Source organism: Sphingobacterium thalpophilum (genome assembly GCF_901482695.1).
In the GTDB taxonomy this organism is placed as follows: Bacteria; Bacteroidota; Bacteroidia; order Sphingobacteriales; family Sphingobacteriaceae; genus Sphingobacterium; species Sphingobacterium thalpophilum.
Map to the genome: position 1 here is coordinate 2,563,455 of NZ_LR590484.1, position 26,254 is coordinate 2,589,708.

Genomic DNA, 26,254 nt, shown 5'->3' on the forward strand with positions numbered 1-26,254 from the left:
AACGGGCGGATAACTTAAAAGTGAACTATTAATTACCTAATTAACCACAAAATGTAAATGTATGAATAACTTACCATTTAGCAAAGCTTGGTCCTTAAAACCTCGGGACTACAGGTTTTGCAAACCCCTACGTATTATGAAAATTAGTACATGTCTTTTATTTGCATTTGTAACGGGTGTCCATGCAAAAGGAACAGCACAAAAAGTTACATTGAAAATGAGGAATGCACGGATTGAAGAGGCTCTTTCCGCTATCTCCAAACAATCGAATTTACGCGTTCTTTATAGCGAAAACTTAAACGCTAAATCTCGTATTACAATCGATCTAAAAAATGCAACTGTTGAAGAGGCGTTAAACTCTGTGCTAGGAGATAAAAATATCGAGTACAGGATTATTGCAAATACAATATCTGTCAATAGTAATAAAAAGAACAAAACCGTTTCAGAAGACAGCCAACAGTCAATCTCAGGAACGATTAAAGATAATAACGGAAACCTGTTAGCTGGCGCTACTGTTACCGTTAAAGGCACCTCGATTTCAACCCAAACTGACGCAAATGGACATTTTAAGATAAATGCGGACGGACATGATGTATTGGTTATCCGATATGTTGGGTTTAATAATAGTGAGGTTCGTGTCAATAATAGAACTGTCATAGCTATTGTATTGGATTCCAATGAAAATCAAATTGACGAAGTTGTTGTAACAGGGCTTGGAGCTAAAATTGATAAGAGAACGTTTACAGGAGCTACAGCTAAGGTTGATATGAAAGATATTGAACTCGGTGGACTTCCTGACCCATCAAGAGCATTAGAAGGACGTGTAGCGGGGGTTTCAGTTCAAAATACAACTGGAACGTTTGGATCTGCTCCAAAAATTCGGGTCCGTGGAGCAACGTCAATTTATGGAAGTTCGAAGCCACTCTGGGTAATCGATGGGATTATTATAGAAGATGTTGCGAATGTTTCTTCAGATGATCTATCGTCGGGAGATGCCTTGACCTTAATCAGCTCTGCAGTTGCTGGTTTAAATGCCAATGACATTGAGTCATTCACAGTGCTCAAAGACGGTTCGGCAACCTCTATATACGGTGCTCGGGCTATGGGCGGAGTAATTGTCATTACAACAAAAAAAGGCACAGCTGGTAGAAATTCTGCAAATTACGTTGGTGAGTTCACTTCTAGGTCTATTCCTTCTTACAATAATTTCAATATCATGAATTCTCAGGAGCAGATGGCATTTTATCAAATTCTTGAACAAAGGGGATGGTTAACAATGGCTGATGTTGCAAGTAGGTCTGAATCGGGGGTCTACGGGAAAATGTATGAGTTGATCAAGGCAGGACAATTAGAAAACACACAGGAAGCAAGGAATGCCTACTTAAGGAATGCCGAATACCGTAATACCGATTGGTTTAAGCAATTGTTCAGTCGGACAATCATGCAGAACCACTCGATTAGTCTTTCTTCAGGTACGGAAAGGGCACAGTATTATACGTCTATTAGTGGAGTTTTTGATAATGGATGGGCCCGAAAATCTGACGTAAAGCGCTATACAGGAATGTTCAACGCTTCTTATAACCTATTCGATAACCTTAAGTTAGATTTGAGGACAAATGGATCGTATCGGGACCAACGTGCACCTGGTACGTTAGGTTCATCAGTGGATCGAGTTTCGATGGAAATTAAGCGCGATTTCGATATTAATCCCTACAGTTACGCATTAAATACTTCACGGACGCTCGATCCAAATGAATTCTATACACGGAATTATGCTCCTTTTAATATTCTGCATGAGCTAGATAATAATTACATGGATATCAATGCTGCAGATATCAAATTTCAAGGTGAATTAAAGTGGAAGCCGGTAAAAGCATTGGAGTTGGGCTTACTAGCAGCAACAAGGTATCAACAAACTTCACAACAACATTATATTAAGGATCAGTCGAACCAAGCACTGGCTTATCGCTGGATGCCGACAACGTTTATTCGTGATGCAAATCCTTTTCTCTATACTGATCCCAGTGATCCTTATGCTGTTCCTGTTTCTGTTTTACCATATGGTGGAATTTATAATCGAACAGATAATAAAATGTTTACAAAGGACTTCAGATTTACTGCTGCCTTTGATAAAACCTTTAATGAAATTCATAAACTTTACGTGTTTGCTGGCGCAGAAACAAATTCTGTTGACCGAAATCAGAACTGGTTTCGGGGCTGGGGATTACAATATGATTTAGGCGAGATTCCCTTTATAGACTATAAGCTGTTCAAAAAGAGCCAAGAGGAAAACGCAGATTATTATTCTATTGATAGAAGAAAAAACGGTGATATTGCTCCAGCTCGCAATAGGCAGGTTGCATTTTATGGTACAGCAAATTATACGTTTGATAATCGATATACTGTTAACGGTACATTACGCTATGAAGGAACTAATCGTCTAGGTCGTACAACGTCCGCACGCTGGATGCCAACATGGAATATCTCAGGAATGTGGAATGTGATGGAAGAAGATTTCTTTAAAAAATTGAATACGCCGTTTTCTAATTTGAGTTTCAAAGGATCTTATAGCTTGACAGCAGACAGAGGTCCAGATTTTGTTACTAACTCGAAAATTATTATTCAGAGTTATAATCCTTGGCGGCCTAATACTTCTGATAAAGAAACGGGTCTGACCATTTCTAATTTGGAAAATTCGGAACTCACATATGAGAAAAAGCATGAATTAAATATCGGTACCTCAATCGGGTTATTAAGAAACAGAATTGCATTAGATGTTGATTATTATAAGCGCAAAAATTTTGATCTAATCGGTATTGTAAATACACAGGGACTTGGAGGTGAAATTACGAAGTATGGTAACGTTGCTGATATGCAATCCCACGGACTGGAATTTAGTCTTTCGGCAACAATATTGAGAAAGCAAGACTTCTCATGGGTTTCTAGCTTTATCTATACAAAAGCGAAAAACAAAATTACTGCTTTAGAAAACAATAGCAGAGTTTCTGATTTAATTGCTGCTGGTGGATATGGATTGGCTGGCTATCCTGTGAGGCCGTTGTTTTCTATTCCATTTAACCGTCTTCTTCCAAATGGTTTGCCAGTATATAATTATATAGATGGTACAGAGACAACTACAGGTGTATATTTTCAGGAACGAAAAAAAATTGACTTTTTAAAATATGAAGGCCCGACTGAACCGACTGATATGGGAAGCTTTGGTAACGTGTTTTCTTACAAGAATTTTAAGCTAAATGTATTTATAACTTATTCTTTTGGAAATGTAATTCGGTTGGATCCAGCATATAAGACAGGGTATTCTGACTTAAATGCTACGCCAAGGGAATTCTGGGATGCATGGACTGTTCCAGGTGATGAAGCGTTTACGAATATTCCGGTCATCCTGGATAGACGTTTTATCAGAAACAACAGTCAATACGATTATGCCTATAATGCATATAACTATTCCACTGAAACTGTTGCTAAAGGCGATTTTATCCGCTTAAAGGATATTTCTTTATCATATGAATTGCCTAAAAGTTTTGTGAAATCTATAAACATGAACCATCTGGGGGTACGATTTAATGTCATCAATCCATGGTTGATCTATGCTGATAAACGTCTTAATGGACAAGATCCAGAATTCGTAAATTCCGGTGGTGTGGCATTACCAATTGCAAAACAATATACTTTAACCTTAAAAATGGGATTCTAAGAATATGAAAAAGAGACTATTATATATTTTAATTTTTACAGGAATAATAGGGACTGGCCTGTCTTCTTGTAAGAAATATCTAGACGTGTTGCCTGATAACAGGGCTGAACTGAATACCACAGATAAAATAGGTAAGATGCTGGTTGGTGCTTACCCTGAGAATGCATACGTTATGGTGGCCGAACTTTCTTCTGACAATGTAGATGATGTTGGACCAGTATATTTAAACTATTCTCGCTTTATCGAGCAAATTTACAAATGGCAAGATATAACGGAAACAAGTAATGATGGGATTGAGCGCATCTGGGGGGCTTGCTATAGTTCTATAGCCAGTGCAAACGCAGCTCTGCAAGCGATTGAAGAACAGGGGAATTCGGCCAGTTTGAATGCCCAGCGAGGAGAGGCACTGCTTGCACGTGCGTATAATCATTGGATTCTTGTCAATATGTTCGCACAGAATTACTCCAAAAAATATTCCGCGACGGATCTAGGTATAACTTATATGACCAAAGGTGAAACTACGTTAAACCCGAAATATAAGCGAAATACGGTTCAGGAAGTGTATGATTTTATTCGAAAAGATCTTGAGGAAGGATTGCCGTTAATTAATGATGCTTCCTATGCGAACTCAAGTGTGGCGAAATATCATTTTAACCGTGCGGCGGCTTATACCTTTGCATCACGAGTAGCATTGTTTATGGAGGATTGGGCAAAGGCTGTTGAATATTCGACAGAAGCTCTGGGAAATAATCCGTCAGCAACATTAAGGGATTATGCAACTATAGCTTCTTTCTCCGCTGCCATCAATAATACAACAAGAGAGTATAATGCGAGCGCTATAAAAGCTAATTTCTTGTTAGCTACAGCTTATTCAGCTATGGGGACAACTTTTGGTGGTTACTCAACAAACAATAGAATAAGCCACGGCGGATCTATTGCGATGACCGAGACTATATTTGCGCGGCAACCCTTCGGTAAGGCGTCAACCTCTACCGACTATAGAATCAGAGCTTTTTCTTATACCAGCACTACAGCAAATAAAGTACTTTTCCCACATGTTGCCTATATTTTTGAATATACAGATCAAGTTGCGGGGATTGGATTTGCTCGTGGAGTATATTCCCCGATTACTTCGGAGGAAGCTTTATTGAATAGAGCAGAAGCCAATATTCATTTAAAAAATTATAGCGCAGCAATAGCAGATATGCAAATGCATATTAATAACAATACCATTAATCAGCCCGCGGAGATTAGTGAAACTTCTATTAATAATTGGGCGAATTCCTTTGAATATTTTACCCCTACTGCACCTACGCCTAAAAAGAAATTAAATCCAGACTTTCAAATTGAATCAGGAACGCAAGAAAATATGATCCATGCAGTACTTTCGCTGAAGCGTTTACAATTTCTCCATACAGGTCTGAGGTGGTTTGATATAAAACGTTACGGAATTGAAATCACCAGGAGAATAGCTCCTGCGGTTAACAATGGTCCAATGACTTTTACTGTAACCGATAATAAGCTATCGGTACGGGATGATCGACGTGCGATTCAGTTACCACAAGATGTAATAAGTGCAGGTTTAACAGCAAATCCTAGATCCAATGAAATTAAATAATAAACTATCTACATTATTGACATTATGCGGAGTACTTTTTTCTGCATGCAATAAAGAAGACAAATTAAGTTCCAACAGTGTTTTCATCGATTCGGCAATTCCAAAAAATGCGTTGGATAATTATTTATATAACAATTATACTTTACCATATAATGTTGAGATACTTTATAAGTATGTAGACAAGGAGTCCGATATGAGTTACAGATTGGTACCGGCACCTCTTGAATCTTCGATTAGACTTTCAAAACTCATGCTTTATCTTGTGCTGGAACCGTATACTGAAGTGACTGGGAGTAAGCAGTTCTTAAAAAATAATTTCCCGAAATTAATCACCTATACTGGCTCTGCTCCGATTCAGACAAACGGTGTTATGATTTTGGGGACTGCAGAGTCAGGGACTAAGGTCTCTTTATATAATTTGCTGGAGCTAAATGAAACTACAGGTCAAAACCCAACTTTTTTGACTGGCAGGTTTTTCAAAACCGTGCATCATGAATTTCAACATATTTTGAATCAGAATAAGCCATACCCGAGCAATTTCAAGGAGATTACGGGGACCGGTTATGTGGAGGATGATTGGAATGCCAAATATCCTGCAAATAATCCGGGGGCTGCAATTGCAGCTGGTTTTATTTCACCCTATGCTTCTAAAGCGGATACGGAGGATTTTGCTGAGTTATACTCATTTTATGTAACCCGAAGTCAGGCTGACTTTGACGCGATGTTGAATGTTGAAAATTCGTCGGCTGCAGGAAGGGCTTTAATTCTCTCAAAATTAGCTATTGTAAAAAACTACATGAAATCCGAGTGGGGGGTTGATATGGATATTTTGAGAGCAAATATTCTCGCCCGTTACCCTGGTCTTAGCACATTTGATCAAACAACTTTAAATTAAGAAAAAATGAAATTTAAACTATTTATATTAGGAGTAACTATTTTGTTTCTGAACGCGAGTTGTGAAAAGAAAATGGATCATATTTTTGATGAAAATCCAACTGAACGTTTAAATGCTAGTGTTGCAAATGTATATTCCAAATTACAGTCAAATAAAAATGGCTGGATAATTAAATATTTCCCAAGTAACGGATTGGAGTTTGGAGGATATACGCTGTTTGCTAAATTTAACAACAGCACTGATGTTAGTGTGGAAGGTGATTTTACAACTCTGTCTGCACAAGTAAGTACCTATACTGTTGCTCCTGGAGCAGGACCGATTCTAACGTTCGATACGTATAACCGTATTTTCCATTATTTTGCGCTGCCTGGAGTTTTTAACAGAGAAGCTGCTTATCAGTTGCCCGGCTTCTTATCAACGCAAATTGGAGCGAGTAACGAAGGTATGAAAGGTGAAAATGATTTCTTGGTAACGAAAGTATCAAGTGATTCTATCGTTATGGAAGGACGGAAATCATATAATAAGATTGTTTTATTGCCTGTCAAATCCGACGAAGCTTCAACGATTGTTGCGTCTTACAGGGCCGCCGTTGAAAAATTTCATGTTTTCTCGAATTATATGTTTGAAGTGGGAACTGAGTCGTTTCCGGCGACATTTGCTACTGTCGCAACAAAAAGGGCACTATTGATTGCGGGCAACACGAAACCTCTTGCTTATCGTTACACCCCTGTGGGACTTGACTTCTACACGGAATATGATGTAAGTGGGGTGAAATTTAGAGAGTTAAAGTATGTAGAGCCAACGGATGGATATTTAAAAGGTTATTTTACCAACGATGAAGGAACGATAAAATTAGTCCCACAGAGCTAATAAAAACGATGCATTCTGTATTAAGCAGAGCGTATATTTCATAGGTTTATTAAAATTATGCCCTCTCTAGAGTTTCTCTGAGAGGGTTTTTACAACGTAGTCGAACCAACCTATTGATTACATTTCGTGCAGGGAAATTGATTTTTAGCCCGCAATTTGGAATAGGGACCCAGACAGCTACTTTTACGGTTCAAAAAAAAGATTTAAATGGCACCTTTGGGAGTTTTATGGGGATACAGTCCAATCAGACTCAAATGAAATATGACGCGGCTATCGTAGATTTGGGGGTGACTCTGAAGACAACCAATACTGAAAATACTATCTTTCATCCGCAATGTAGACTTGGTTACAAGACTTCTATTACGCAAAATGAATGGAAAGTAGTGAATGCTGTTGTATCAGATGCTCCAAAGGATAGACTACTTGGCATCTATGTACAATTGGCTAGGGGTGTTGGACGATAAAGCTACATTTTCTTCTTTTGGTAATCCGATAATAATCGAGGGCAAAGGAGAAAATGTAATTGTATCGGTGGGCAGCAGAGGGAGGATACTCCCGCGGCGACGGTCAGAACTTAAAGTGGTTGTATTTTTACAGAGTGAAACAATTTGTATATTTAAATATACTAAGAGGAATAAGCAGGCTGCAAGATAAAATAAAGGATAAACCGAAAATATGAATACCATGTTCCGGGAAAAGTTAAAAATGCCTAAAATAGCAATTGTACTATTTGTAGTACTGTATATTTTAATTTTTTTATTTGCTAAAGTTCCCTTTAGTGTTCACCTAATTATCCTATTTGTCGGTGTCCTCCTCGTCTTTTATCGGGTCGACGTTAAAATAAATACTAACGGGTTCCAATATTCGGTTATGTCTATTTTCAAACGTACTTATCAGCTGAGTGAAATCTCCGTTATTCAGATACATGATATATCTGCATTAAGGGATTTTGGAGGCTGGGGTTTCAGATACAGTTTTCGATACGGCTGGGGTTTAATTTCTGATGCCCCGAGCATCATGCGTGTGTGTCTGAATAATGGAAAAGAAATATCCTTTTCTGTTGCTGATAAGGAAGCACTTTTAAATGCATTATCACTGCTAGCTATCCCTATAGCTCGAATTGGGGACGTTTCTAATTAAGTTTAACTGAGTGTGTAAGGTGGGATACTTGTAGTTGCCAATATTAACTTACCATAATGTTTTTTATGATAGCCCATTTGAACTTACTCTAAAAGATATAGATAGCAAGTGGAAAGGAAAGCCCACGATTCATAAAGAAGTACAAACATTGCAGAAGAGCAAATAATATGATACCTTAGCTTATTGTATACTTTCTGAAAACTTGGTTACCATGAAACGTATTATTTGCCTCCTATTAATTGTTCTTATACAGGTTGTTGCGGTGAAAGCACAGCAAAAAACGAGACCATTTCAATTTAAGAAAGCAGATAAACTAGTTGAACTTGCTGATTATGGCAAAATAAGTCTATATGACGCAAGAGAAATAAAAGATAACCTCGGCGTAATACAAGTAGGAATGCTGAACGCAAACCGATTGCTTTTGGCGGAGCCATCGCTCGAAAAACAATTGCAGAGCCAGTTGGAACAAATAACCGACCGTAAAGGCGACGGTGAATTGCTCATGAGGTTGGAAAAATTCTGCATAGCCGAATTGACAGGTGCTTTCACTGAAAAGGGATTTTTGGATTTCAGAGCAATTTTATTTGCCAAGAAGGGAAACGGAGATTATTTTCCGTTAGTACGTATTGATACATCGGTTATCGTGAAAGGTATGGATGTAACCAAAGCAATTCTGACGCGTGCGAGTGACGTAGTCAATACTTTAATCTTTGACGCATTAACCAAAAAAGGTGATACAACAAAAAGCTATAGTCTTAGCGAAATTGAAAATTATGACTATATCCAAAAGAAACAATTAGCACTTTACAATGCCACAACAATTAAAGATGGATTATATCTGACATATCAGGAATTTGCCCGTCAAACCCCTTCAGTTGGACAGGTCCAATTAAAAGATGGTGATTTTTATTTGGGCTTCTTTAAAGAAAATGAAAAAAGGAAGCCCAGAAAGATAAATCCGAAAGATTATTATGCAGTAGTCCATGCTGGTCTTCCATTTGTTTCAAGTCAAGGGCAGTTTTATGCTTTGACAAAGGAAGGAAACGACTTTATCTTTATAGGACCAGTTAAGGAAACTGCTTCTGCAACAAATGTTGTTGCCGCTTCGGTGTTGTTGGGCGCAATAGGGGGAATGCTGGCATCAGGCTCTGAAATAAACTATTATACACAGAAGCTTGACTACGTAAATGGTACCTTTATTCGAATGAAATAGAAGAATGGGAAAAACAGTATTGACGCATCAAATCCATATCAACTGGTGATCAACTCTTGACTGTAACCACCTTGTGTGCACAGTGAGTCCACGTTGAGTCCACCTTTTAATTGTGCAATCACCATATTGACATGTTTTTAACAACTCGTATGCAGTCAGGAATTGATATGGAGTTGATGATAACTTATCTTTAACAAAGTACCTATCAGGATTATCAAATTTATAATCGTTTTTTACTTCAATTTTAAATTTTCCGTTGGACTGGACATCTATTTACCGCTTCAAGTATATTATTCACCGACTTTTCTGCGCTATTGATCTAAATGTAATAAAATCACATGTTGCATTGTCTTACTTTTGAATCAGAATCTTAAAGGAAATGATGCAACAAAATCAAGATCCTTGCGACAATTAGAAAAGAGACAAAAAACTAACACTATAAAGTATAGCAATTATGAAAACTTTAGTAAAGACATTCGCAGCCGCTGCTTTAATTGCGGTATCCACCATGAGCATGGCAGCAAAGGATCCAGGAAAGGGATTGAACTTATCGACAGCCGATTTGGCGATTGATACCTACCTGTCTGTAATGACTGAAGGTGCCTCAGATGGTGTGGAACAGCTGTTTGCGGCAGATTTTAGTCAAAAAATTCAGGGGCAGAACGCCCGGACCAATAAACGTTCTGAGGTCATTTCTTTCCTAAAAAAACAAAAAGGTGAAAAACTGAACTGTAGTACCAATACAGAAATTTTGGAAGAATCCCAAAACTATATGGTGGCCCGGATCACCATGAAATTTGAGCATTTCTCAAAAATCGACCTCGTCACGTTGATCAACGAAGCTGGTACATGGAAGGTTTCGAGTTCTGTCAATGCCTACAAATAGAAACTGTTTAATTAAATTCATATGTTTATTTTAAGCCACGTCGTGATGATGTGGCTTTTTTTTGCTAGCTCTCAAACATTCAGCAAATGTGCATCCTTGGTCCTAGGGATGACTTAATGACTTTCTAAACGCGGTAGGCACATAATAGGCTAAATCCAGCGCATACTGAAAGATGATATGCAAGGGAAGCTGTATTATCTGGTTTAAAAACAGTTAGGCTGTTGTGATTCTACTTAATCATACTGTTATTTACACAATGTGGAAAACTACTGTGGTAAATTGCAGCTCATCGATACGGTTAATGATTATTTAATTTTAAGTTTTGTAAGATTGCTCAAAAAAGTGTTAAATTGCTTCCAGATTAATAATTAGTATGAGGCATTATTTACAATTTTCAGCAAAACTGATCTGCTCTTTGTTGCTCATTTTCTATCATTTTGGTTCGCTAGCCCAGGTTTCTTTTACTACTTTCCATAAGCAGGATGGTGATGAAACCAAACAACGTGATTCTGCTTATTTCTCAAGAACCGTCCATATGCTTGGTGAAGGAGAAGGAAGGTATTATACCATCGAAGAGTTCTACACACGAAATGATTCCATCAAATTAAAAGCAGATAGTAGAAAACCAAAACCATCATTTGAATACCTAGGGACGAAGTATGAATTTTACGAAGACGGAAAACTGAAAAGTCTGGAAAATTATAGCAGTGATAGCCGACTGATTGATTCTGCATTTTATTTATACCCTAACAATAAACTGGAGATGACCGTTTTTTATCCCAATTATGTTGATAAAAAAGGGAAATTAAAGATCGAGAAACCTATTTATGTGGTTTATTATGACTCGCTGGAAAATAAAATGCTCGAAAACGGTAATGGTCGTATTCGCTTTAGATATGGTAATGACTACGAAGAGGGACAGATGATTAATAGCATGCGTGAAGGTGAATGGAAAGGGAAGTTTGGCGAAAGTTCAATCATAGAAAATTACAGCAAAGACAAGCTTCTCGCAGGAGTCACAACGAAGGCCAGTGGTGAAATCATTAAGTATGATTCCACTACTTACCGAGTCAATCCCCAATACCCTGGTGGGATATCCCGGTTGATGGGATTTATAAGTAGTCATTATAGATACCCTAAAGAGGCATTAAAAAGAGGGGTAAGTGGTACGGTAGAGATTGGTTTTACTGTCGACAAAGAAGGGAATGTGAAGAACCTCGTTGTGGAACAGGACTTAGGGTACGGGACTGGAGAAGAAGGAATCCGTGTGGTGAAACAGGCCAGAAAATGGAAGCCTGGTATTTGGCGTGGTGAGCCGGTTAATGTACGCTATACGCTTCCAATTCGTTTGAATTCTGCCCGATAACCGCACTTCCATACACCACGAAAAATCGGTTTGTAAAAGTTATATCCTATCTTTACAAACCGTATCAAACAAGCGTGTCATAAAAAAGCCTTCCACTCAGAAGGCTTTTTTATGTTAAAGGTTATTATTTATTTTTTCAGACTTTCAGCGCCCTGAATGATGCCTTCCACTACGGTTGGATCCTGTAATGTGGAAGTGTCCCCCAAGTTGCTGACATCTCCTTCGGCGATCTTGCGCAGAATACGGCGCATGATTTTTCCTGACCTTGTCTTGGGAAGATCGCTGACGAACTGGATGATGTCTGGTTTGGCAATCGGACCGATGATACGCGAAACGGTCTCCATGATATCTTTCTTCGTTGCTTCTGCGTCAGTGTGGTGGTTGGCAATCACATAAGCATAAATACCCTGTCCTTTGACGGCGTGGGGATAACCCACAATGGCCGACTCTACGACATCGGCGTGCATATTGATGGCATTTTCAACTTCCGCTGTACCGATCCGGTGTCCTGATACGTTCAGCACGTCATCTACACGGCCTGTGATTTTGTAATACCCTTCGGGGCTGCGGTAGCAGCCGTCTCCTGTGAAATACATGTTGTTGTATGTAGAGAAGTAGATCTGTCTGCAGCGGTCGTGATCACCCCAGGTCGTGCGCAGCATGCCCGGCCATGGGAATTTGATACATAAGTTGCCAGTTACATCATTACCTTCGATTTCTTTGCCGCTCTCATCCATCAGTGCAGGTTGAATGCCCGGCATCGGAAACATCGCGTAGCTGGCCTTTTCAGGTGTGACACCCGCCAACGATGTAATTAGGTGGCCCCCGTTCTCGGTTTGCCAATAGGTATCAACGATCGGACAGTTCTTTTTACCTACTTTTTCGTTAAACCAGTTCCAGGCTTCTTCATTGATAGGTTCGCCCACCGAGCCCAGCACCCGCAATGAAGAAAGATCATTTTTGTCGACATACTCGTCACCAAAGGCCATTAGCGAGCGCAATGCTGTCGGTGAGGTATAGATGATATTGACTTTATATTTATCCACGATATCCCAGTAACGGCTGGCATCCGGGAAAGTCGGAATACCTTCAAACATCAATGATGTGGCACCCTGAGAAAGTGGTCCGTAGACGATATAACTATGTCCCGTGATCCAGCCAATATCCGCTGTACAGAAAAATACATCGTTGGGCTGGTACTGGAAGGTGTTCATGAACGTGTAACCTGTATAGACCATATAGCCCCCGCAAGTATGTACTACACCTTTTGGCTTGCCGGTAGAGCCGGAAGTATATAAGATGAACAAAGTATCTTCGGCATCCATTTCCTCAGCAGGACAGGCGGGATTGCCTTGGGTTTCTACTTTCTTGATCTCGTCTTCCCACCATACATCACGTCCCTTGATCATGGATACAGGTGTACGGGTACGGGTCAATACAATTACCTTTTCGACAGTATCACACTGCATCAGGGCGTCGTCCACAATATTTTTAAGACCAATGGTCTTGTTACCGCGGTAGCTTCCATCTGAGGTGACGATCAGCTTACACTCAGCGTCAATAATGCGATCGGCAATCGAACGGGCCGAGAATCCACCGAAAACTACGGAATGAATAGCACCGATACGCGCACATGCGAGTACCGCGATCACCAGTTCGGGTACCATAGGCAAATAGATACAGACCCTGTCGCCCTTTCTGATATTGTTGTTTTTTAATACGTTGGCAAATTGCTCCACCTTCTGCAACAATTGCTTGTACGATAAGATACGATGTGCTTCATTCGGATCGTTCGGCTCCCAGATAATGGCTGGTTTGTCTCCATTTGCATAGATATGGCGGTCAAGGCAATTTTCCGTAATGTTCAATTTAGCACCTTCAAACCATTTGACATTTGGTTCCTCAAAGTTCCAGTTAAGCACTTTGTTCCACTTTCTCTTCCAGAAAAAATGATCCGCGATGCTCGCCCAAAACTCTTCGGGTTGTTCTACACTTCGCTTATACTCACGCTGATATTCTTCAAATGATTTTATTTGTAGGCTCATCTTATTAGGGTTATTATGAATTATTTTATTTTATATAGTTATCGTTGCGAAATTGTTTTTAATATTTCAATTTCGGTGTACAATTTAGCGGTTTTTGCCCATTTTATCAACAATTTGAAGTTTAATATAATGTTAAACTACTTTTATCTATCAAGATTGTTATATTGCAATAAGATTTAATGCAAATGTCCTTTCTCAGAAAGATATTCTATGTCAGCATTTATACGAATATTCTGATTGCACTGGCCGCCATGGCGCAATGTGCACTGACCTATATTATCTTTGAACGGCCGATCAATTGGTATATTGTCCTGATTGAAGGTACGGCGACTTTATTGCTCTACAATTTTAGCTTATGGTGGTCCAAACCCAAAGATCCGAAGCAGTCAAAATTTCCGCGGACGCGTTGGATTTTTAATCATGAATGGGTGATGTGGTCCAATAATAGCATCGCTCTGACCCTGCTTGCTTATTGCTTATGGCATATCCACTTGTATTCATTCCTATTTTTGGGTTTCATTGGCTCGTTAAGCCTGTTGTACGGTATGCCTTTGTTTACCTTCCATGACCGGAAAGTGGGCCTCCGGCAGATTCCGGGAGCTAAGATCTTCCACATTGCTCTGGTCTGGGTGTGCAGCAGTGTGGTGCTCCCTTACGTTGAGCTGGCCAATACAGGTATTACTATCGACCATTGGGTATTTATGGTATTATGTGTGCTCAAATTTATATTTTTGATTATCTGTACACTGCCTTTCGATATCCGCGATATCCAGCAGGATTCGTATTATCACCTGCGGACGCTGCCTAATATGCTGGGCGAACAAAAAGCAAAGAATCTTACATACACGCTATTGGTATTGCATAGCCTTTTTATACTGATTGCACCTTATCTGATGCCGATCAAGATAGGACTGATCCTGACCAACCTGCTGATACTGGCTCTCCTCAAACTGGCCGTATTCAAATCCCGGGAACATTATCACTATGCCTATTTATTGGACGGTAGCCTCGTGCTCCAATTTTTGATTGTTGTTCTTTTTTATGGCTTGTAATAACGCCAGCTAGAACATAACCGTCATGGCCTTATCACATGATTACTTTTTCTAGAATAACAAAGCATGCGGATCACCTTAGAAAAGCGATAATCTTATCTGCGACGACCTCCGACAGCTTATAATAGCTTTCAAATGTCCATCCTGCCACGTGTGGGGAAAGGATGACGTTATCGCGGCTGATAAGATCCTTATACCAGCTTTGTTCGGCCAATTTTGGGAATTTCTCTATCGGAAGTACATCAAAGGCTGCTCCGAGTATGCTCCCTTTATCAAGACCATTTAATACTGCTGACACATCCACAATGCCTCCCCTCGCACCGAGCAAAAAGAATATCCGTTTTTCGAACTTCGATAGATACTGTTCATCAATCATCCCTTTCGTTTCTCCGGTGAGGGGGATATGAAAACTGATGATATCTGCCTGTTGGTAGATCGCCTCCATGCTGGCCTCGGTAGCGTATATATCGCTATAATCTTTCCGATACTTATCATACGCCAGCACCTTGACGTCAAAGCCGGACAGTTTTTTGGCCATCGCCATGCCGTTGTGGCCATAGCCAATAAGCCCCACTGTACGGCCCTTCAACTCGTAGCCGCGGTTGGCCTCACGCAACCATTGTCCCGATCTCACTTGGCGGTCCGCACGATTGAGGTGGTTCATCAGGCTCAATAGCATACCGATCATGTGCTCGCCGACGGCATCGCGGTTGCCCTCATTTGCCGGTATCAATGTAATGTGCCGCAGCCCGGCGGCTTCGTCATCGATGTTGTCCATGCCGGCACCAGCGCGGGCAATAAAACGTAGGTTTGGCGCAAAATTCAAAAAAGCGCTGTCGACCTGAAATTTGGAGCGGATCACCAGACCGGAATAGCTGGTAATGATTTGCTCTGCTTCCGCACGGCTGATATCCGGCTGATAACTATATGCGATGCCTGCTTCGTCAAATTTCTCGAGCATGACAGGATGGATATCATCAACAATCAAAATATTAGTTTCCATGATTACGGTTAATTTGCATAAAGTCCACGGATAGTAAATTGTTTATTTGCTGCTGTTTAAGGCTGTTGGGCATGATTTTCATGAAGAAATTCCGCATAGCGATTAAGAAAGGATTTTCCCATTGCGCGACTTTACCGATCCTCCAGGAGGTATTGCAAATATATCTCACGCGGTCTATCCGTCGCTTCTCAAAACCTTTGAATGCCTCGGGTATGGATGGGGTCGTCCGCAGCTCGTCCACCAATACAGCAACATCTTCTATCGCCTGGCAGGCTCCCTGTCCTAAATTCGGTGTGGTGGCATGGCCAGCATCTCCCAATAGGACAACTTGATCAAAGGCGAGTTGCTGCAATGCTGCGATATCGATGATGTCGTTCCAGATAAGATCTTCGGTATTGGTTTCCTTTAATATTGTCGGAATTGGGGAGTGATAATCCTTAAAATTATTCAGAAGTTCTGCTGTACCCCAGTTTCCTAAGTTGAGGCTTTGGGCAGGACTGTTGACACAGGCATACCAGTAGATGCGGTTGCCGACGAGTGGGGTCATCCCAAAGCGGCCTTTTGCCCCCCATGTTTCGGTACTTTTCTTCAGCTGTATGCTGCTGTTGTCGATTGTGGCCCGCCAACAGGTATAACCGGCATAGCGGGGGGCAGACCCGGGGACAAGTTGCTGCCGCAACAGCGAATGTACACCGTCGGCAATCAGTAGGGCGTGACCTGTGGTCTGGCTGCCATCGGCAAAGTGTACCTTTACCCCACCTTGTTCCCGTTCGAGGGATATGGCACGCTTGCCTAGATGGATCCGTTGGTGCGAAATTTTGGATAATAAAAACTGATGTAGGTCAGCGCGATGGACGGCAAAATTGTCCTGCCTGTATTTTGAACTGATGGTTTGCGTGCTGGGCGCGACCAGAATATGGCCGTGCTGATCAAGTACATTGTAGGAATCCAGATAATGACCAATTTTGCTGATCTCTGCCTTTAGCCCCATTAGTTCTAACGCCTGCATGGCATTAGCAGCAAGTCCAAAACCAGCTCCGATTCCTTTAAGCTCGGCCGCACTTTCATATACATGCGCCTCAATGCCCAGTTTTTGGAGGCCGATCGCGGCACATAGCCCAGCGATCCCGCCGCCGACAATGATGAATGTGCTTTCGCTTGGTTTCATATCTCAGAGGCAGCTGGCAATTTCATTTGTGAGACCAACAAAGTCATCCACCGTCAGCCGCTCTGCGCGCAGGTCATATAGTGGGTTGTCCGACATTTTATCTTTGGGAATAACTCCGGAGAGCGAATTGCGGAGGGTCTTGCGGCGCTGGTTGAACCCGGCTTTCACCACCCGCCAAAATAGCTTTTCGTCACAATCCAGCTGTTCACGGTCGTTTCTTGTCATGCGGATGACCCCCGACAGCACCTTTGGCGGTGGGTTAAATGCGCCTGCTTTGACCGTAAACAGGTACTCCACTTTGTAATAAGCTTGAAGAAAAACGCTGAGGATACCATACTCCTTGCTGCCGGCTTTGGCAGTACAACGTTCGGCTACCTCTTTTTGGAACATGCCGGTCATCTGCACGACACGTTGCCGTTCTTCCAGAATCTTAAATAAGATCTGCGAGGATATATTGTAAGGGAAATTGCCGATGACGGCCATTTTCTCACCAAAATACTGCGAAAAATCCAAGTTCAGGAAGTCTCCATGGATCAGGCGCTCGCCGAGCTGCGGATATTTGTCGTCCAGATAGGCGATGGACTCGTCATCAACATCGATCAAGTACGTTTCATATTCTTCTTTTTGTAGCAGAAAATCGGAAAGGACGCCCATTCCCGGCCCCACCTCGAGCACCTGACCAAAGCCCAGTTTAGGATCCAAAGCTTCCACGATACGTTGCGCTGCATTTTTATCGTTCAAAAAATGCTGTCCTAAATGTTTTTTTGCTCTTACTGTGCTCATGCTACAAAATTAAAAATTAAAAGCTTTATAGCGTAAAAAGTCAAAATTAAAAGTGGTGACAGTTTTTATGCGACGCGCTCGTGCAACCAGAATCTCAATAGTCATATCTAACTACCCAATACTAAAAAAAAATCCCTATTTTTGGATCAAAGCATTAAATAGGATGAGTGATAAATTAAGAATCGGAATTACTGTTGGCGATATTAATGGCATCGGACTTGAAGTGATCATCAAGTCTTTGGTGGATCCACGTATATGTGACTTCTTTACACCTATAGTTTACGGAAATACGAAAGTGGCTTCTTTTCACCGCAAAGCTATTGGCATAAATGATTTTAGTTTTAATGTGATCAATGATGCCGAACAAGCTCATCCCAAACGTGCGAATATGATTAATTGCTGGCAGGAGGATGTCAAGATCACACTGGGAGAGGAAAATGAGACCGGCGGTAAATATGCTTTCCTGTCATTGGAAAGGGCTGTCGAAGACCTCAAAGCCGGTAAAATAGATGCCTTGGTAACTGCACCGATCAATAAACATAATATTCAGCAGGAAGGATTTAATTTCCCCGGTCATACCGAATACCTGCAGGCAAAAGTTGATGCTAACGATGTATTGATGTTTATGATCTGCGACGAACTTCGCATCGGTGTTGTCACCGGACACATCCCTTTGCACGAAGTGGCTGCAAATATCACCGAGGAAGCGATTTTGAAGAAGCTAACATTAATGAATGAGTCCCTGAAAAAAGATTTTTGGATCGAGAAGCCTAAAATAGCTGTTCTTGGGCTTAATCCACATGCTGGAGACCACGGTATTATTGGAACGGAAGATGACCAGATCATTCGTCCAACTGTAGAAAAAGCTAATGAACAGGGAATCTTTTGTTTTGGTCCATATCCAGCAGATGGCTTTTTCGCGAAGGGTGCTTACGAAAAATTTGATGCAGTGCTGGCGATGTATCACGACCAGGGCCTCATCCCTTTCAAACATATCGCCAACGGAGCTGGAGTCAATTTTACGGCCGGCTTGCCCATCGTGCGTACCTCACCTGACCATGGTACAGGTTATGATATCGCGGGGAAAAACTTAGCCTCTTCAAGCTCCTTTGCCGAAGCACTTTTCTCGGCATTGCATATCATTAAAAAACGTAGAGAACAGGCTGAATTGCTCAAAAATCCATTGGCGTTCCGCAAGTTATCCAAAGATAGGGATTAGGGAAAAAATTCTTACTTTTGCAAACTGTTTGGTTTTTTACCTCCTGTTCTAACTATGTACGATAATTTACAACATCCAATATTTACAATCATCAAAGAGCTTGCTGAAAAGACAAATACCGAATGTTACGTCATCGGCGGCTATGTACGGGACTATCTGATGCAACGTCCTTTCAAAAATGACGTGGATATTGTTGTTGTGGGAAGTGGTATTGAATTTGCCACCTTATTAGGTGAAAAACTGCAGACCAAGGTGGCTGTGTACAAAAACTTTGGCACTGCCATGTTGGTGTACGACGGCCTAAACGTGGAATTTGTCGGCGCCAGAAGAGAATCGTATCGTGCCAATTCCCGAAAACCGATTGTGGAAGACGGAACATTGGCGGATGATCAGAACCGCCGCGATTTTACCATCAATGCGATGGCTTTTTCGTTAAATAAAGCTGACTACGGTGCCCTGGTGGATCCTTTCAACGGGGTGAAGGACCTCGAGCACCGCATTATTCGGACACCGCTTGATCCCATAGAAACCTTTTCGGATGACCCGCTACGCATGATGCGTGCGATTCGTTTCGCAACGCAGCTGAACTTCAAAATTGCTATAGAGGCCATCACCGCAATTTCCGAAACCAAAGATCGTATCAAAATCATCTCCAAGGAACGGATTATTGATGAGATCAATAAGATCATGCTCTCCACCAAACCGTCGGTGGGATTTAAATACCTTTTTGATACAGGACTGCTTGAACTGATTTTTCCGGCGATGTACAACCTGCATGGGGTAGACATCATTGACGGAAAAGGACATAAAGACAACTTCTACCATACACTGGAAGTGCTGGACAATGTTTGCGAGCAATCTGGCGATTTATGGCTGCGCTGGGCGGCCGTCATGCATGATATTGCCAAGCCTGCTACAAAACGCTTTGATAAAAAACTCGGCTGGACGTTTCACGGACATGAAGACCGTGGTGCCCGTATGGTGCCTAAGCTTTTTACCGAACTGAAATTGCCGCTCAATGAAAAGATGAAGTTTGTTCAGAAACTGGTACAGCTGCACTTGCGCCCTATCGTGCTGGCCCAGGATATCGTGACAGACTCCGCAGTGCGACGTCTCTTGTTTGAGGCGGGGGACGATATTGAAGCGCTTATGATGCTTTGCCATGCCGATGTGACAACCAAGAATGAGTTTAAAAAGAAAAAATATCGACAGAATTTTGAGCTTGTGAAACAAAAGCTCAAAGATGTTGAAGAACGCGACAAAATTCGTAACTGGCAGCCTCCTATCAGCGGACAGGATATCATGATCCTGTTTGGGCTGACACCGGGCCGCACGGTGGGGCAGCTAAAAAACATAATCCGGGAGGCGATATTGGAAGGCGAAATTCCCAATTCGCGAATCGAAGCATATCACTATCTCCTGCAAAAGGCCCAAGATTTAGGCTTAACTGCCAAACAAGAAATCCCATTGGAAATTTCCAATTCTTAAAATATAGTATTAATTTTAAACTGCTAAAAAAGAAGGACACATTTAGAGATGGCAATTTATAGATTTAGAGTTACTTTTGAGGACTATGAGGACGTATATCGTGAAATTGATATGCCTTCCAAAAGTACATTTTTAGACTTGCATGAGGAAATCCATAAATCGACAGGCTATGCTGCTGAGGCTTCTTCCTCGTTCTATGTGAGCAATGACCAATGGAAAAAGGGAACCGAAATTGCGTACAAGCCGGTTCAGCGCAAACGGGATGCTGAAGTATTGCTCATGGAAAATATCCGTCTGAGCAAGTTTATCGACGATCCGCATCAGAAGTTCTATTACATCTATAATTTTGAGCGTCCCTATGATTTTCAGGTCGAATTGATTAAGATTCTGAAAGAGGAGGATGGGAAGCAATACCCTGCGCTGTTCAAGTCCGTGGGACAGGTTCCGAAAACAATGACTGCAGCCAATTTTCCTGTTTCCGATGCAGTGGAAGAAGACGACTATGTGGAGGAAGACGATACACAATACGGTGTGGACGATGAGGATGAATTGGATGGCTTCGACAGCGATGATGAAGACGGCGAAGGCGAGGAGGAGCGTGAAGAATCCAACGGGTACGAAGACGAATATTAAATAGATAATAGGCCGAGAATGCATCCATGGCATTTGACGCAGTGATTATGGCGAAGAGAAAAACATTGATAGCCATTGTGGGTCCGACTGCTGTTGGAAAAACTGCAATGGCTATTTCATTGGCACAATATTTTAAAACTGAAATCATTTCTGCAGACTCCCGCCAGTTTTACCGGGAGATGTCCATTGGCACAGCAAAGCCTGAGGCCGCTGAGCTGGCCGCTGTGCCTCATCATTTTATTAATTCCCATCACATTACACAGGACTATTCGGCAGGGGATTTTGAACGGGAGGCGCTGGCGAAACTGGATGAACTTTTTCGGCAGCACGATGTTGTCGTTATGGTTGGCGGTTCAGGACTTTTTGTCCGGGCCTTATGTGAAGGGCTGGACGACCTGCCCAAAGCGGGAGCAGAGGTCCGCGAACGACTTAATTCGGAGCTTGCTGATCTGGGCCTTGAGGTCATGAAAGAGCGACTAAAAATCATCGATCCCACCTATTTTGAGGTGGCAGATGTCGATAATCCGCAACGGGTGGTCCGTGCACTGGAAGTATTTGAAGCCACGGGCACACCAATGTCCATGTTTCATAAAAAGGAGGTGGAGAAAAGGCCTTTTGACATCCTGACAATAGGGCTGAATATGGATCGTACCGCGCTCTACGGGCGAATCAACAGCCGTGTGGATCATATGATGGAGGCTGGTCTCCTGGCAGAGGTCGAGTCACTGCTGCCTTACAAAATGAAGCCTGCCTTACTGACCGTTGGTTATGCCGAACTATTTGACTTTCTGGATGGTAAACAGTCGCTGTCCGAAGCGGTTGACAAAATCAAACAGAATTCCCGACGCTATGCCAAGCGGCAGATCACCTGGTTTAAAAAATATGGCAATACCCACTGGTTCCAACCTTCGGAAACAGTGGAGATCATTCGCTTTATAGAAAGTCAATTGGCCGAAACTGATTAGGCTTGCCGCGTAAGTATCAAGAAGATATTCAGAAAGTCAATCCAATCCTTTGGAGAATCGGATCCTGAAATGATGCTGTGAGGGACATGTATAGAATCGCATACAAAACGGGGCTGTCCAATATTGTTGGACAGCCCCGTTTTATACCTTGTGTTTTCGTTTATTTAACGATATAGTTCCATCCGAAGGTGTCTTCTACTTTTCCATAGCGCAACTCGTTCAGATACTGCAATACCTTGTTGGAGAATTCACGGCCCTCAACGGGAGGCAGATGGTAATCCTGTCCTTCATAACCGATACGGCTAATGTGTGTAATCGTAGCAGCAGTTCCAGCGGCAAAAGCCTCGGACACGGTACCTGCTTTGATGCCGTCGATCAGTTCCTGAACAGATACTTTCCTTTGTTCGGCCTGATATCCCCACTTCTCTGCCAGCTCCATGATGGTGCGGCGTGTAACGCCATGAAGGATCGTATCGCCGTGTGGAGTGATAATCGAATCGCCAATGCGGAAGATCAGGTTCGCTGTACCCGCTTCCTCAATATATTTGTGTTCAGCAGCATCGGTCCACATGATTTGATCATAGCCTTCATCATTTGCCAGCTGGGTCGGGTAAAGCGACAGGGCATAGTTACCAGCATTTTTCGAGAACCCAACACCGCCTTCTGCGGCACGCGTGTAATAAGTTTCGACTTTTAAGCTGATCGGTTTGCTATAATAAGCACCTACTGGACCTGTGATAATGATAAACTTGTACGATTTTGACGGATGTACGCCCAATGCTCCTTCGGTACCGAACATAAACGGGCGGATATATAAGGATGAACCCTCTTTAGCCGGAACCCAGTCACGATCGATGTCCAACAGCTTATTCAGCCCGTCCATAAAGATCTCTTCAGGGACTTCAGGCATCTGAAGACGGACAGCAGATTTGTTGAAACGTTCCCAGTTTCTGTCCGGACGAAAAATACTCACTGTGCCATCTGCAAACTTGTACGCTTTGATTCCCTCAAAAATCGCTTGACCATAATGTAAAGCAGACATGGAAGGACTGATACTGATATCTCCATAAGGGACGACGCTGACATCTTTCCATTCACCGTCATCATAGTTGGCGACCAGCATGTGGTCAGATAATATCTTTCCGAATTTTAGATTGTCGAAATCTACTTGCGAGAGTCTTGAATTTTGAGTTGGCTCTACGCGAATTGAATAGTTCTCTGTCGCGTTCATCTTATTTTTTATATTACTTAGGCTAAGTTAGGAAAAATTGACATATAAACCGCACTTTACATCGATAATTTGCGGCGCGGCAGATGCCTTTTATTTGGGACAGTAATTCCCCGATTTACTACACTTTTTCTATAAATCGGAAAATGTTCCTGTAGATTGTAGCTGCTGATTTACATCAAAAATTAATTGTATTAATTTTATGTTAATTAATGCTGGGAGTATAATTTATGGCATAAAGTTTGGCTCTAAACTGTGCGACCAAAGATTGACACCTGGTCTGCAGTTACGCTATAAAATCACTTATCATAAAATAAACTTAGTATGGAATTGACTCAACGTCTTAACAAAAGCAATGAAGTAACATCGGGTGAAACTCGCGAATTGTTACAGCGTGAAGTTGAAATTCAAAAGAAAGGTATTTCTGTGAATTTTATCCTTGGTTTTTTTGTGTTTTTATATAAAACAGCAATCAAACCCTAAAACAGAAAGAGATTAGCCAAAAATAGCAACGTAGCGACTTTTGGCTAATCTCAACAACCAATTATAGCCATCATACCGTTTTAATCACGTAGAATTTTCAGTAGCGGGTCCAAATATTCCCTGTTGTTGCTCAGCCGTGGCACCTTATTCTGGCCACCTAGCTTATCCCTGGATTTCATCCATGTATAGAAAGTATTTTCAGGCGCATTATGGATGATCGGTGATCGCAGCGCCATGTCCTTAAATCGCTTTGCATCGTAATCAGAATTGATTTCCCGTAGTTTGGCATCCAGTATTTCACAAAACCGCTTAAAGTCATTGGGCTGTTGCTCAAATTCGATGACCCATTCATGGGCTCCCGCTTCAGCATCTTTAAAATATACGGGGCCCGCCGTATAATCTTTGACACGCGCGTTGGTCAGTTTGCTGGCTTCAGTCAGCGCCTGCTCAGCATTGTCCACGATCACCTCTTCGCCAAACGTGTTGATATATTGCTTGGTACGGCCTGAGATCTGAAAGCGGTAGGGCGACAAAGAGGTGAATTTGATGGTATCCCCGATTTTATAGCGCCACAATCCCGCGTTGGTCGATATGATCAGCGCGTAGTTTTTACCGATTTCCACCTCATCCAAGCGCAAGGTTTTTGGATTTTCCTCATGCATCCGTTCGGTCGGCAGAAATTCGTAATAAATCCCGTAGTCCAGCATCAATAACAAATCGTCCGAATCTGACTGGTCCTGCAGGCCAAAATAGCCTTCTGAGGCATTATAGTTTTCCAGATAATACATCTTTTCTGTAGGAATGAGGGACTTGAACTGCTCACGGTAAGGCTTGAAGCTAACCCCTCCATGACCATAAAATTCGAGGTTTGGCCATACCTCCAGTAGATTGTCCTTGCCCGTGATTTCCAGGATGCGCTTAGCCATTACAATATTCCATGTCGGTACGCCCGCCAGGCTGGTCACATTTTCCTTGATGGTGATCTGCGCTATCTGTTCGATCTTTTCTTCAAAATTAGGATTTAAAGTCACTTCTATGTTTGGGGTCCGTTTGAATTCTGCCCAGAATGGCAGATTGCGGATCAAGATCGACGACAAATCCCCATAATAAGAGTCGGGACTGAAATTATTGATCTGGGAGGAACCGCCAATGACTACGGACTTACCGGTAAAAACGCGGTTTTCAGGTCTATTGTGGCAATAGATGGTCAGCATGTCCTTTCCTCCCTGAAAATGGCATTCTTCGAGTGCTTCTTCGCTGACAGGAATGAACTTGCTACGGTCCGATGTTGTACCCGAAGATTTTGCAAACCATTTGATATCCGAAGGCCAGAGGATATTCTGTTCGCCTTTGATCATACGGTCCACATAGCCTTTGATATCGTCGTAGTCTTGTATCGGAACCCGCTCTTTGAATATCTCGGGAGTCAATATGCTGGTGTAATCATATTTTTTTCCCCACTCGGTTGCCTCTGCTGTGGAAATTAAACTTTGAAACCATTCTTCTTGCACGTCGTGCGGGTATTTCATGAAAAGCTCAATCTGATGAATTCTCTTTTTCATGAACCAAGTAAAAATGGAGTTTAATAGGGCCATAGGAGATGATGTTGCTTTAGACGTTTAAAATTTTTTCCTTCGTAATTCAAAATGACGGCCGAGATAGAATTTCCGGGCGAGCTCATTGTCGGCAATTTCCTCGGGTGTGCCCGTCAGCATGATCTTGCCTTCGGTCAGCAAATATGCTCTGTCGGTGATGGACAAGGTCTCCTGTACGTTGTGGTCGGTGATCAGGATGCCAATATTGCGTGTTTTGAGCTTCGCAACGATGGTCTGAATTTCCTCAACCGCAATGGGGTCTACCCCTGCAAAGGGTTCATCCAGTAGAATAAAAGAAGGATTTGCGGCCAGTGCACGGGCGATCTCTGTCCGCCGGCGCTCACCACCGGACAGGAGGTCACCCCTGTTTTTACGCACCCGATGCAGACTAAACTCGGTCAATAGTTCTTCCAGCTTTGCCAAGCGCTCCTCCTTGTTGGGGTAATGTATTTCCAGGACAGCGAGAATATTGTTTTCCACAGACAGCTTCCGAAAGACGGATGCTTCCTGAGCCAGATAACCAATACCGCGTTGCGCGCGTTGATACATGGCATCTTGGGTAATTTCCTGATCGTCCAGAAATACCTTGCCCTCATTGGGTTTGATCAGTCCTACAATCATATAGAATGATGTGGTTTTGCCGGCACCATTGGGTCCCAGCAATCCGACAATCTCCCCTTGTTCTACATGGAAGGAAACATTGTTGACAACAGTACGTTGTTTATATTTTTTTATGAGATGCTCTGCCTTTAAAATCATCTTCGTGAATTGTCTGTTCTCTGATCTGCACTCCTGAGTCAACCGGTTGATTGACGATGGCCAAGGTCTCTGATCACCAGCTTGTTGCTGACACATTTACTCATGGGCCATTCTGTGCAAATCTTTTGTA

General features: G+C 42.1%; 21 protein-coding genes. 14 read left to right on the forward strand and 7 right to left on the reverse strand.

Annotation, left to right across the window (positions count from 1 at the left end):
• The first annotated feature begins 136 nt into the window (after positions 1–136).
• From FGL37_RS10615 to FGL37_RS10650, 8 genes are all read left to right on the forward strand, one after another.
• Positions 137–3,715, forward strand: a complete 3,579-nt coding sequence (locus FGL37_RS10615) for a SusC/RagA family TonB-linked outer membrane protein (protein ID WP_232048677.1) — start codon at positions 137–139, stop codon at positions 3,713–3,715.
• A gap of 4 nt (positions 3,716–3,719) precedes the next feature.
• Positions 3,720–5,333 carry a RagB/SusD family nutrient uptake outer membrane protein gene (locus FGL37_RS10620; RefSeq protein ID WP_028072057.1) on the forward strand — a complete coding sequence of 538 codons (1,614 nt, stop codon included), beginning with the start codon at positions 3,720–3,722 and terminating at the stop codon, positions 5,331–5,333.
• Positions 5,320–6,228 carry a zinc-binding metallopeptidase gene (locus FGL37_RS10625; protein WP_051607317.1) on the forward strand — a complete coding sequence of 303 codons (909 nt, stop codon included), beginning with the start codon at positions 5,320–5,322 and terminating at the stop codon, positions 6,226–6,228. The genes FGL37_RS10620 and FGL37_RS10625 overlap by 14 nt, the downstream gene beginning before the upstream one ends.
• 6 nt (positions 6,229–6,234) lie before the next feature.
• On the forward strand, positions 6,235–7,098 hold the full coding sequence (locus FGL37_RS10630; protein WP_028072058.1) for a DUF4302 domain-containing protein: 864 nt from the start codon (positions 6,235–6,237) through the stop codon (positions 7,096–7,098).
• Positions 7,099–7,773: 675 nt separating this feature from the next.
• Positions 7,774–8,238, forward strand: a complete 465-nt coding sequence (locus tag FGL37_RS10635) for a hypothetical protein (protein WP_028072060.1) — start codon at positions 7,774–7,776, stop codon at positions 8,236–8,238.
• Positions 8,239–8,449: 211 nt separating this feature from the next.
• Entirely contained in the window at positions 8,450–9,451 is a 1,002-nt protein-coding gene (locus tag FGL37_RS10640) for a hypothetical protein (protein ID WP_028072061.1), read from the forward strand.
• 454 nt (positions 9,452–9,905) lie between these two features.
• A complete protein-coding gene (locus FGL37_RS10645; protein WP_081818005.1) occupies positions 9,906–10,337 on the forward strand; it encodes a nuclear transport factor 2 family protein in 432 nt (143 codons plus the stop codon).
• A 373-nt stretch (positions 10,338–10,710) separates the two neighbouring features.
• Positions 10,711–11,703 carry an energy transducer TonB gene (locus FGL37_RS10650; protein WP_051607318.1) on the forward strand — a complete coding sequence of 331 codons (993 nt, stop codon included), beginning with the start codon at positions 10,711–10,713 and terminating at the stop codon, positions 11,701–11,703.
• 128 nt (positions 11,704–11,831) lie between these two features.
• Here the strand turns inward: FGL37_RS10650 and acs are convergent, their stop codons facing one another.
• Entirely contained in the window at positions 11,832–13,748 is a 1,917-nt protein-coding gene (acs, locus tag FGL37_RS10655; protein ID WP_028072063.1) for an acetate--CoA ligase, read from the reverse strand.
• 185 nt (positions 13,749–13,933) lie between these two features.
• Between acs and FGL37_RS10660 the strand changes: the two genes are divergently transcribed.
• Entirely contained in the window at positions 13,934–14,800 is an 867-nt protein-coding gene (locus tag FGL37_RS10660) for a UbiA prenyltransferase family protein (protein ID WP_028072064.1), read from the forward strand.
• A 73-nt stretch (positions 14,801–14,873) separates the two neighbouring features.
• On the opposite strand, the gene FGL37_RS10665 is transcribed toward FGL37_RS10660, so the two are convergent.
• Genes FGL37_RS10665 through rsmA form a run of 3 tightly spaced genes read right to left on the reverse strand, consistent with a single transcriptional unit; the run spans position 14,874 to position 17,754 of the window.
• Positions 14,874–15,803 carry an NAD(P)-dependent oxidoreductase gene (locus FGL37_RS10665; RefSeq protein WP_028072065.1) on the reverse strand — a complete coding sequence of 310 codons (930 nt, stop codon included), beginning with the start codon at positions 15,801–15,803 and terminating at the stop codon, positions 14,874–14,876.
• Positions 15,793–16,971, reverse strand: a complete 1,179-nt coding sequence (locus FGL37_RS10670; protein WP_028072066.1) for an FAD-dependent monooxygenase — start codon at positions 16,969–16,971, stop codon at positions 15,793–15,795. Before FGL37_RS10670 ends, FGL37_RS10665 begins: the two co-directional genes overlap by 11 nt.
• Positions 16,972–16,974: 3 nt before the next feature.
• The gene (rsmA, locus tag FGL37_RS10675) at positions 16,975–17,754 is read right to left on the reverse strand and encodes a 16S rRNA (adenine(1518)-N(6)/adenine(1519)-N(6))-dimethyltransferase RsmA (RefSeq protein WP_028072067.1); all 780 of its coding nucleotides are present in this window, start codon (positions 17,752–17,754) and stop codon (positions 16,975–16,977) included.
• A 163-nt stretch (positions 17,755–17,917) separates the two neighbouring features.
• Between rsmA and pdxA the strand changes: the two genes are divergently transcribed.
• From pdxA to miaA, 4 genes are read left to right on the forward strand one after another with little or no spacing between them, the layout of a single operon-like run.
• Complete coding sequence (pdxA, locus tag FGL37_RS10680; protein WP_028072068.1) at positions 17,918–18,973, forward strand: 4-hydroxythreonine-4-phosphate dehydrogenase PdxA; 1,056 nt, start codon at positions 17,918–17,920, stop codon at positions 18,971–18,973.
• Between the two features lie 54 nt (positions 18,974–19,027).
• Positions 19,028–20,461: a CCA tRNA nucleotidyltransferase gene (locus FGL37_RS10685; protein ID WP_028072069.1), complete on the forward strand. Its 1,434-nt coding sequence runs from the start codon at positions 19,028–19,030 to the stop codon at positions 20,459–20,461.
• 48 nt (positions 20,462–20,509) lie between these two features.
• Positions 20,510–21,094: an IS1096 element passenger TnpR family protein gene (locus FGL37_RS10690; RefSeq protein WP_028072070.1), complete on the forward strand. Its 585-nt coding sequence runs from the start codon at positions 20,510–20,512 to the stop codon at positions 21,092–21,094.
• A gap of 47 nt (positions 21,095–21,141) precedes the next feature.
• On the forward strand, positions 21,142–22,059 hold the full coding sequence (gene miaA / locus FGL37_RS10695; protein ID WP_037534475.1) for a tRNA (adenosine(37)-N6)-dimethylallyltransferase MiaA: 918 nt from the start codon (positions 21,142–21,144) through the stop codon (positions 22,057–22,059).
• A 160-nt stretch (positions 22,060–22,219) separates the two neighbouring features.
• Here miaA and FGL37_RS10700 read toward each other — a convergent pair whose 3' ends face one another.
• Complete coding sequence (locus FGL37_RS10700; protein ID WP_028072072.1) at positions 22,220–23,290, reverse strand: branched-chain amino acid aminotransferase; 1,071 nt, start codon at positions 23,288–23,290, stop codon at positions 22,220–22,222.
• A gap of 321 nt (positions 23,291–23,611) precedes the next feature.
• Here FGL37_RS10700 and FGL37_RS25365 point away from each other — a divergent pair, with 321 nt between their 5' ends.
• Positions 23,612–23,770, forward strand: a complete 159-nt coding sequence (locus FGL37_RS25365; RefSeq protein WP_160169546.1) for a hypothetical protein — start codon at positions 23,612–23,614, stop codon at positions 23,768–23,770.
• A gap of 80 nt (positions 23,771–23,850) precedes the next feature.
• Here FGL37_RS25365 and FGL37_RS10705 read toward each other — a convergent pair whose 3' ends face one another.
• Positions 23,851–25,365, reverse strand: a complete 1,515-nt coding sequence (locus FGL37_RS10705; RefSeq protein WP_028072073.1) for a GH3 auxin-responsive promoter family protein — start codon at positions 25,363–25,365, stop codon at positions 23,851–23,853.
• A 24-nt stretch (positions 25,366–25,389) separates the two neighbouring features.
• Positions 25,390–26,124: an LPS export ABC transporter ATP-binding protein gene (gene lptB / locus FGL37_RS10710; protein WP_028072074.1), complete on the reverse strand. Its 735-nt coding sequence runs from the start codon at positions 26,122–26,124 to the stop codon at positions 25,390–25,392.
• Positions 26,125–26,254 lie beyond the last annotated feature (130 nt).